This is a genomic window from Candidatus Zixiibacteriota bacterium (genome assembly GCA_020853795.1).
In the GTDB taxonomy this organism is placed as follows: domain Bacteria; phylum Zixibacteria; class MSB-5A5; order CAIYYT01; family CAIYYT01; genus JADJGC01.
On the sequence record JADYYF010000203.1, the window covers coordinates 1 to 8,365 of the forward strand.

Genomic DNA, 8,365 nt, shown 5'->3' on the forward strand with positions numbered 1-8,365 from the left:
CGCAAACGCGAAATCCGCCTGCAAGATTTGGCCGTTGCCAATGCGTTCATGACCCTGCAGGCCGTCGAACTCGGACTCGGCACCTGCTGGATCGGCGCCTACAACGCCTGGAAAATCCGCCGCCTGCTCAAAATACCGGAGTCCGCCGAAGTGCATTCAGTGCTCGCGATCGGCTACCCGCATTACACTCCGGCCGCCACCGAGCGCAAGCCCGCCGCCGAAATCTTCTGCTCCGAGGACTTCAACACCCCGCTCTGAGGCTTGCTGATAAAGGCCGCTGTTGCGATGATCGACAGCAATTTCTCCAAGTCTCATTTCGGGGAGCGAAACCTGTTGTTGTCATTGCGAGGAGCGAACTCCCCCTGTCATCGCACAGTTTCAGTGCCGCCACAACTCCGAACGAACGCTTTCTGGTCGCGCCCGTCATGTCCTCTTCGTTCCAATCGCAATTTCCCCGCTGTTCACGCGCACTTGCCTTTGATCCCTACCGGGCACGCCGCTTGCTCTCAATTCGTAATGGTGGGAAGTTTTTATTGACCGTCGCCGGGAGGGCGTTAGATTCCAAGCATGAATGCTTTTGGCCCATTTCTTCAGGAGGCACGGATGCCCCGACTTTTGCTGCAAATTCTGGCACTCATGCTATTAACCTCGCTCGTCTACGCGCAATCGGGCCGCGGCGACCGGGGCGAGCGCGATGACCGCTCCCAGCGCGGCGTGACGCGCATCTATTCCTACGACAACCAGCCGCCGCGCCAACTCGTCGATTGCCCGACCGCCGCCACCATGCCGCGCGCCAGCTTCGACGTGCAACTCCGCGCCTCGGCCAACGGCTCGCTCGTCGGTCAGACCACCATCGGCTTGCACCGCCGCTTTATGGTCGGGATGTCCTACGGCGGCGAGAAAATCCTCGGCGACGTCGGCGCCGACTGGTACGACGAAGTCGAGTTTCTCGTCAAGTACCAACTGATTACCGAGACGATATATATGCCCGCCATCGCCTTGGGCTACGAGGGCCAGGGCTATGGCCGCTATTATAACGATCTCAAGCGGTTTATGTACAAGTCCAAAGGCTTTTATGGTGTCGTATCTAAAGGATACAAGACCTATCAGTGGTCTTCCGGCCTGCACGCCGGTGCCTATTACTCGCTCGAAAATGACGTCGACAACGATGACGACGTCTCCGTCTTCTTCGGTGCTGATTTGCAGTTGCAGGACGATCTGCTCCTGGTCGCCGAATACGATCTCGCCCTCTCCGACAACCGCGACTCGGAACTGTCGGGCAAGGGTTGGGGTTACTTCAATGTGGGGATTCGCTGGATTTTCTCGGAACGGCTCGAAATCGGCTTCGACTTCGAAAACTTGTTCGAGAATCGCAACGATACGAAATCGCCGACGCGCGGGCTGAGGATTACTTATCTTGAATTCTTCTAACGGTGTATAAACCGTAGGAGGTGCTCATGAACGCCAAACAGATTTTGATCGCCGTGGTCATTGCCATTGCGCTGGCAATCACCTCCATCGGTTGTTACACCATCATCCGCCATCCTTCGATGGATACGATGACCGAGGTCTCACCCGAAGCATCGACGCAAGCCGGTTACAACCACTCGCCCGGCGACTACGACTGCGTCAGTTGTCACCGCGACTACGCCGAATATCCTTACGGCTTTTACTACAATCCCCTGCCCGAATATTACTGGGAGTACCCCCGCTGGGGCGACTACTATGCCTATCCGTGGTGGTGGGATGACTATTGGTACAACAGCAGCGGCTCGCCATCGAGCGTCGTCATCGATACCGTCGACAAGATCGCGCGCCCCGAGCGGCAACGCGGCCTGCCGCCGCCCTACGTCACCGGCGCCGAACCGCTCATTCCCAGTCTCCCGACCTTCAATTCCGGATCGAATCCGCCGCCGGTAATCACCAATCCCAACACCGGTACCACCACCGGCGGGAATACCGGCACAACACCGCCGCCGAATACCAACACCGACGACAAAAAAGAAGATTCCAAACCGCCGAAGCGCCGCGGCAAGTAACCCAAAGGAGCTGCTCTGATGTTTCCCCGACCATTGCCGGTATTTCCTCTCCTGACGCTCGTGCTGTTTCTCTGCGTCGCGGCCTTCGCTCAGGAGGAATCGTTCGTGAGCGAAGCTTCCGCTGATAACTTTTTCGGCATCGGCGGCCGCGCCGTCGGCATGAGTGAGGCCGTTGTCGTCTCGACCAAGGACGGCACCGCCATCGTCTACAACCCGGCCGCGCTGACCAAGATCCGCCGCCCCGAATTCTATGGCGCGCTTTCGCACGAGAAATTCACGAATAAGACCGTCGCTGCCCACGCCTATTCCGCCGAAAACAACCTGTCGCGTACGCGCCTCGGCTCGCTCAACCTGACGGTGCCGGTGCCGACCTATCGCGGCGCGCTCGTTGTCGCCTTCGGTGTCAACCGCACCCGCTCCTTTGATCGCACGTTCACCTTCGACTCCCCGGTTCTGGACAACTCCCAGCACGCCGTCGAAGAAGAATCGGGCGGTATCCGCGAATGGTCCGCCGCCGCCGCCATCGAGTTGTCGGCGCGTATTTCTGCCGGCTTGACCCTGACTTATTTCAACGGCGGTGAAGACTACTATTGGAACTACCAACAATCCTCGCTGAGCTCCGATCTGGAGTACATCGACAACATCGAAGACAATTACTCCGCCGTCGGCCTGCGACTCGGCGCTCTGGCCGACTTAACGCAGAATCTCTCGGCCGCGCTGACCATCGACGTCCCCACCAAGTACAAAGTCGAGCAGAACTACATCCAGCGCACCATCGAGAATGGCTCCGAGGATACCGAGGTTGGCTACTACGAATACCATCTCACCCACCCCTTCGTCTTCAATGGCGGATTAGCTTTCCGCACCCGCACGTTCCTCATCGAAGGCAACGTCGGCTACACCGATTGGACCCAGTTGGAATATGACGGCGATTTTGATCTCGAAGACCTCAACCGCGATTTGCGCAACTCCTACGACGAGTCGATCAATTTCCGGTTCGGTGCCGAATACACCTTTCCCCAATACGGCTTGATCGTGCGCGGCGGCTACAAACACGACCCGCTTCCCTTCTCCGGCTTTTTCGCCTCCAACCAGATCGAGAAGGATCGCAACTCGTTTTCGTTTGGACTCAGTTACTTGATCGATCGCGTGGCGATGCTCGATGTCGGCTTCGCGCGCGCCAGCTACGAACTCGATAACCGTACTCTCGATCTGGCTCAGGAATTCACCTCCAGCAAACTGATGTTCTCGGTCGCGTATCGCATCTAACCGCCCTCGCGCTCCTTGTCCTTGCGAGCAGCGCCCGGACCTTTGCCGGTTCCTCTGCGGTCCGCCGCGACGAAGCAATCTCCGCGCTCAGAAGTTCATCCCCCTGTCTCGCCGACCTCAATCAACTCTTGCTGCTCCCCTGTAGTGCCGACTTCAGTCGGCTCCTGACGCCCTCTGTGCTGCCCGCTGTGCTGCCCCCCTGTAGTGCCGACTTCAGTCGGCTCCTGACGTTGCGGCAGCACTCTATTTCACGCGTCACCACTGCCAACCCGACGCCGGTCCCCCACCGCCTGCGTGGCGTCCCGAGGAACGGTGGCTTGTGGCGTGATTCACCCAACGATTTCCCCTTAGCAAACAGAGTCAGGGGCGTTGAGTGGTACATTCCCCGCTGCGCCTTCCTCCGTTTGTGAACCACAACCTCTGCGATCAGGACGTATTTCTATTCCGGAAAGAACTTCGCCCACCGCTCGAACACATCTTCGAGAAAATCCCCCATCCGCTTTTTCACTTTATCCGCGTACACCTTCCCCTTCTTCGCATCGAAATCAGGTTCGCCGCGCCCATCCTTATCGTAAATCAACACTGACCCGGGAATCGGGAAGACATCCGCGCCCGCGTTCATCTTGTACGCCAGCATCTTGTCGTAGCGCGCTTTCTTGCCATACTTCGGATCAATCGACATCACGAATCCCGTCTCGTCGCGCCCGGCATGACCACCCGGCCCGCCGTAAACTTCCTGCGTCACGTCTTCGCACAGCGTCCACCAATGCACCACCGCTACCTTCAGGCCGAACTCCTGGAACGCCCGGTAGGCCGCATCTTTCAGCGCGCTGTTATTGCCGCCGTGTCCGTTGACGATCACGACGCGCCGGAATTTCTTGTCCTGGAGCGAATGCAGAATATCCAGAATGTACTCGGTGAAAATCTCCGGTCGCACCGTGAGCGAGCCGGCATAGCCGTACAGCGATTTGGTGATACCGTAGTGCACGCACGGTGCCACGATCGCCCTGAAGCGTTCACCCAGGTAATCCGCAATCGCGATCGGAATAATATTGTCCGTACCGATTGCCGCCGCGCCATGAGCTTCGATCGTCCCGACCGGCAAAAAGGCCAGATCACACTTGGCCGGAACGATCTCCTGCACTTCCTGCCAGAGCATTGCTTCGAGTTTGTACCAGGCCATCTACAGCTCCTCGCCCCCGAGCTTCTGAAACAACGTCTCCAGAATCGCTTCCGTGGCCTTGGCGGAATTCTCATCGCCGCCGATGCGGAAGGCGTTGATGTCGCGCACGAGAAATTCCAGATCGCCCGGCTGCCGCAAGTCATACCACAATTCGATTTCTTCCCAGTTCAACTCGTCCGCTTGCGCCACCTCAACCATCCGGCTATAGATTTCGTCCGCATTCGACCAGTCGATTTGATTGAATACCGGCGGCACGATCTTGCGCATCCCCAGCAGGTAATAGCTGCCCTCCAGCGTCGGCCCGAACACGATGTCCTTCTTCTTTAATACCTTGAAGGCGTTTTCCAGCATCCGCTTGCTTAACGTCGGCGTAACGCAGTCGATCAGCAGCGCCTTGTCGTGGCCGCTCTCGAAGCACTTGCGAAATGCCGCTTCAAAATTCGCCGTCACGTCGCTCTCCGACTGCGGCAGCATCTGCACATCGCCGTTCTCCAGCCGCGCCCGCGCCTTGCCCTTCAGACTGCTGCGCAGATTCGCAATCGCCGTGGCGATGATTTCGCGCGCGCGTTCGCTGGTGTAGGCGATGATCAGCGTGCTTTCGACCGTCAGGCAGGCCGCGATTGTGTCCTCGACGAATGCCTGATACAAGGCATTCGCATCGTCCAGCGGGATCGATTCGGAAAACTGCGACTGCACCCGCAGACGGTGCTTGTCTTCCAGATAGACAATGATGGCGTTTTTTTCGGAGTCCGCTTTCGCTTTCGACATAACGCAGGTCAACTCAACTTTGCTGTGTCTCCTGTGCTTGGAATATACGCGGAGCCGAAGTGAACACAAGCATTTTGCAGGTGCGCGCGGATTTTTCGCGTCGGAAAATTTGGTCGGCGAATTTCGTGGTGTTGAAAAAGTGCTTGACTATTCGATCGCCTGCAGTGCGGCGATCATCTCGTCCGGCGCCACGACGCCTTGCAGAATCCGCTGCACTTTCCCGGAGGAATCCAGCAGCAACGTGGTCGGCAGGGAGTAGTGCTTCAGACCGAAGCGCGCCATGAAGTCTTTCGTGATCGGCGTGTTCGAATTCTCGAGCTGCACCTTGATCGGCTGAAACCGCCGCGCCGCGGCTGCAACGGCCGGATTGTTGAAGGTCTTCTTCTCGAGAATCTTGCAGTTCACGCACCAGGTCGCCCAGGTGTCGATCAATACCGGCCGCCCTTCTGCCTGCGCGCGCGCCAGCGCCGACTCCAAATCGCTGTCCCACGGAATCAACGCCGTCTCCGCCGCGCCGACGACGCCACTGCCGGCCGGCAACCACTCCGCCGCCGGCGGCAAAATCAACCCGCTGCGCAGAATCGTCCCACCCAGCAGATAGAACGCCATCAACAAGGCCGCGATGCCGACCAGCTTCTTCAAGCGCAGGAAGAATCCCGATTCCGGCGTCAGCCGGTCGAAGCCGCCGCCGAACACGCCCAAGACCAGCAGGATGATGCCGGTCAACACCGCCGTGATCTCCGGCGTGATGATGGTGCTTAGGAAATACACTGCCATCAACAGCAGCACGAACCCGAAGAACTTCTTCACCGCTTCCATCCAGCCACCCGAACCTGGCAGGGCGCTGATCGCGGAGGAAAATGTGCCGATGATGATGTACAGCGTGCCCAGCCCCAGCGCAAAGACGAACAGCACCAAAAAGCCCACGACCGGTGATCCTGCCGTCGCAATGTACAGCAAGATCCCCGCCACGAACGGCCCCACGCACGGCGACACCACCAGCGCCGCGACGATCCCCAGCACAATCGCGCTGCCGATTCCGCCGCCGCCGGCGCTTCGCCCCAACTTGTTCCTCAATGCTGCCGGTACCTGCAACTCGTATAACCCGAACATCGACAGCGAGAAAATTACGAAAACGACTGCGATCCCGATCACCACCGGCGGACTCGCCAGCCACGCGCCGAACACGCCTCCGACCAGCGACACGATCAGTCCCATGATGCCGTAGACCACCGCCATCGAACCGACGTATAACAACGACATCAGGAAGCCCCGCCCGATCGAGCGCTCGCGTCCGGCAAAAATGCTCACCGTGATCGGAATCATCGGATACGTGCACGGCGAGAAGGACAACAGCAGGCCGGTAATGAACGCCAATCCCAGCGCCATGAAGTACCCCCAGAACCCGTGCTCGTCGATCAACCGCTGCAGGTCGTTATCCTGCTCACCCGCTGCGGCGGTCGTCGTTGGCGTGACCGGTGCGGCAACCGCTTTCTTGTCTGTACTTGGCTGGATGGCTGCGCCGAAGATTTCGGCGTGGAGCGGCACTCCGGCGCCACCGACGCTGATCGCCAGGTCAACCGGAATTGTCTGGGGCGCGCGGCATTCCTTATCGTTGCACGGCTGGTACGTCAACCGCACCGGGATTTTATAGTCTCCCGCCGCCACTGTCGGCGCAATATCCACCTTGAACTTGATCGCCGTCGTCCCCTCATAGACCGACATCTTCTCCCCCACCAGCATCGCATCAAGGCCCGCCGGATACATGATCGTGCGCGGCGTGATGCCGGGCAGGGTGTCGAATTGGACTTTCGCAGGAATCAGGTAACTTTGGTAAGGCTTGGCGGAATTGATATGCCAACTCTCCGCGATTGTGACGATCACGGCCGCTTCCTGTGTCGTCCCCGGAGCCGCCGCGCTCGTCGAAAATACCGAGTGGGCGGTGACAAGTTGGTCGTCGCCCCCGGCGATCCCGGAAAGATCAAACGCCTCCTGCGCCCGCAGCGCCGGCGCCATCACCAGGAGACTCAAAAGGAATAAGCGAATGATCTTCGGCATCATCAAGTCGTACAATTCTGTCGTGGATTATAAAACGAACCCGAGGATTGGATGCAAGATTATTTCTTGCCCTTGAGCGGCTCCGGCTCCTGCATCCGTTCGAGCAAGCGCTCAAAATCGATGCTCTTGGCCAAGTCGCGCGCCAGCGCCTCGGCAAAGAACTTGATAAACAGCGAGCGCTGGTCGAGCTTGCCGCTGTCTTCCGGCTTGGGACCGGCCAGGCTCGTGTCCGCTTCCAACGGCGCCTGCAGTTTCTCGATATAGACCTTGGTCTTGCTGTCCTCGGCGACCTGCTGCATCTTCTTCAGTTGGTCGATCGAAATCTTGGTCGATCCGATCTCCTCAACCTGGAACTTCCCCGTCGGGCCGCCCTGCGGGACAAACGGCTTGACCTCATTCTTCTTCCCCTCTTCGCCCGACATCTCACGAATGAACCAGTCGTAGTCGTGCGGCGTGTCCTCGTGACGCACTTCCGGCCGTGCCGCTTCGACGTCGTATTGGTCTTCGGTGAGATCCAGCTTGTCCAGGCTCGGCTTGTTGGCCCGCGGCTGTTCGGAGGTCGACTGCTTCAGCATGCTCAAGAATATCTTGTCGGTCGCGCTGGAAATCTTCTTCTCAAAACTGTTGTCGTCGTCGGTGAGAATGCTCTCGATATCGCTTTCGTCCTTGCTGTCTTCAGTCGCTTCGCCCTCGACGGTGTTCTTCAGCAGCTTATCGATCTTGAACAGCAATTCTTGCGGCGAAAACGGCTTGCTCAGCGTGTCGTTCGGCGCCACCTGCACCAGCTCCTTGGTGTCGAGCAACTCCGAACTCCCCAACAGCATCAAAATCGGCAACTGCGCCTTGGCGCGATCCTTGCGCAGCTCCTGCACGATGAAGTACCCGCTGACGTTTTGCGTCGAGGTCGCAATCACCGCCAGCTCGTAGTCCCCCCGCTTCAATTCCTCCAGCGCCTTCGTGCCGTCCTGGAACAGATTCGCGTCATAGCCGTGCTGCGTCAGCAGCTTGCGGCACACCGCGATAATCGTCTCGGAGGCGTCCGCCACCA

Annotated in this window: 8 protein-coding genes; 4 read left to right on the plus strand and 4 right to left on the minus strand. The window is 58.8% G+C overall.

Going from position 1 to position 8,365, the window contains the following annotated elements; genetic code table 11:
- From IT585_15035 to IT585_15050, 4 genes are all read left to right on the plus strand, one after another.
- Positions 1–258 (plus strand): nitroreductase family protein (locus IT585_15035; GenBank protein MCC6964565.1); only part of this gene is annotated, 258 nt, incomplete at its 5' end.
- 345 nt (positions 259–603) lie between these two features.
- A complete protein-coding gene (locus IT585_15040) occupies positions 604–1,431 on the plus strand; it encodes a hypothetical protein (protein MCC6964566.1) in 828 nt (275 codons plus the stop codon).
- 26 nt (positions 1,432–1,457) lie between these two features.
- The gene (locus IT585_15045; GenBank protein MCC6964567.1) at positions 1,458–2,039 is read left to right on the plus strand and encodes a hypothetical protein; all 582 of its coding nucleotides are present in this window, start codon (positions 1,458–1,460) and stop codon (positions 2,037–2,039) included.
- 18 nt (positions 2,040–2,057) lie between these two features.
- Positions 2,058–3,308, plus strand: a complete 1,251-nt coding sequence (locus tag IT585_15050) for an outer membrane protein transport protein (protein MCC6964568.1) — start codon at positions 2,058–2,060, stop codon at positions 3,306–3,308.
- 439 nt (positions 3,309–3,747) lie between these two features.
- Here IT585_15050 and IT585_15055 read toward each other — a convergent pair whose 3' ends face one another.
- The 4 genes from IT585_15055 to IT585_15070 form a co-directional block, all read right to left on the minus strand.
- On the minus strand, positions 3,748–4,491 hold the full coding sequence (locus IT585_15055) for a creatininase family protein (protein ID MCC6964569.1): 744 nt from the start codon (positions 4,489–4,491) through the stop codon (positions 3,748–3,750).
- Positions 4,492–5,259 (minus strand): DUF2064 domain-containing protein, encoded by a 768-nt coding sequence (locus tag IT585_15060; GenBank protein ID MCC6964570.1) that lies wholly within the window; start codon positions 5,257–5,259, stop codon positions 4,492–4,494.
- Positions 5,260–5,406: 147 nt separating this feature from the next.
- Positions 5,407–7,320 (minus strand): thioredoxin family protein, encoded by a 1,914-nt coding sequence (locus tag IT585_15065; GenBank protein ID MCC6964571.1) that lies wholly within the window; start codon positions 7,318–7,320, stop codon positions 5,407–5,409.
- A gap of 56 nt (positions 7,321–7,376) precedes the next feature.
- On the minus strand, positions 7,377–8,365 hold a 989-nt coding region (locus IT585_15070), incomplete at its 5' end, for a response regulator (protein MCC6964572.1).

What these genes read in the sequence shown, in the direction of transcription:
- IT585_15040 (MCC6964566.1), top strand. Translation starts at nt 604, where the DNA reads ATGCCCCGACTTTTGCTGCAAATTCTGGCACTCATGCTATTAACCTCG.
- IT585_15045 (MCC6964567.1), top strand. Translation starts at nt 1,458, where the DNA reads ATGAACGCCAAACAGATTTTGATCGCCGTGGTCATTGCCATTGCGCTG.
- IT585_15050 (MCC6964568.1), top strand. Translation starts at nt 2,058, where the DNA reads ATGTTTCCCCGACCATTGCCGGTATTTCCTCTCCTGACGCTCGTGCTG.
- IT585_15055 (MCC6964569.1), bottom strand. Translation starts at nt 4,491, where the DNA reads ATGGCCTGGTACAAACTCGAAGCAATGCTCTGGCAGGAAGTGCAGGAG.
- IT585_15060 (MCC6964570.1), bottom strand. Translation starts at nt 5,259, where the DNA reads ATGTCGAAAGCGAAAGCGGACTCCGAAAAAAACGCCATCATTGTCTAT.
- IT585_15065 (MCC6964571.1), bottom strand. Translation starts at nt 7,320, where the DNA reads ATGATGCCGAAGATCATTCGCTTATTCCTTTTGAGTCTCCTGGTGATG.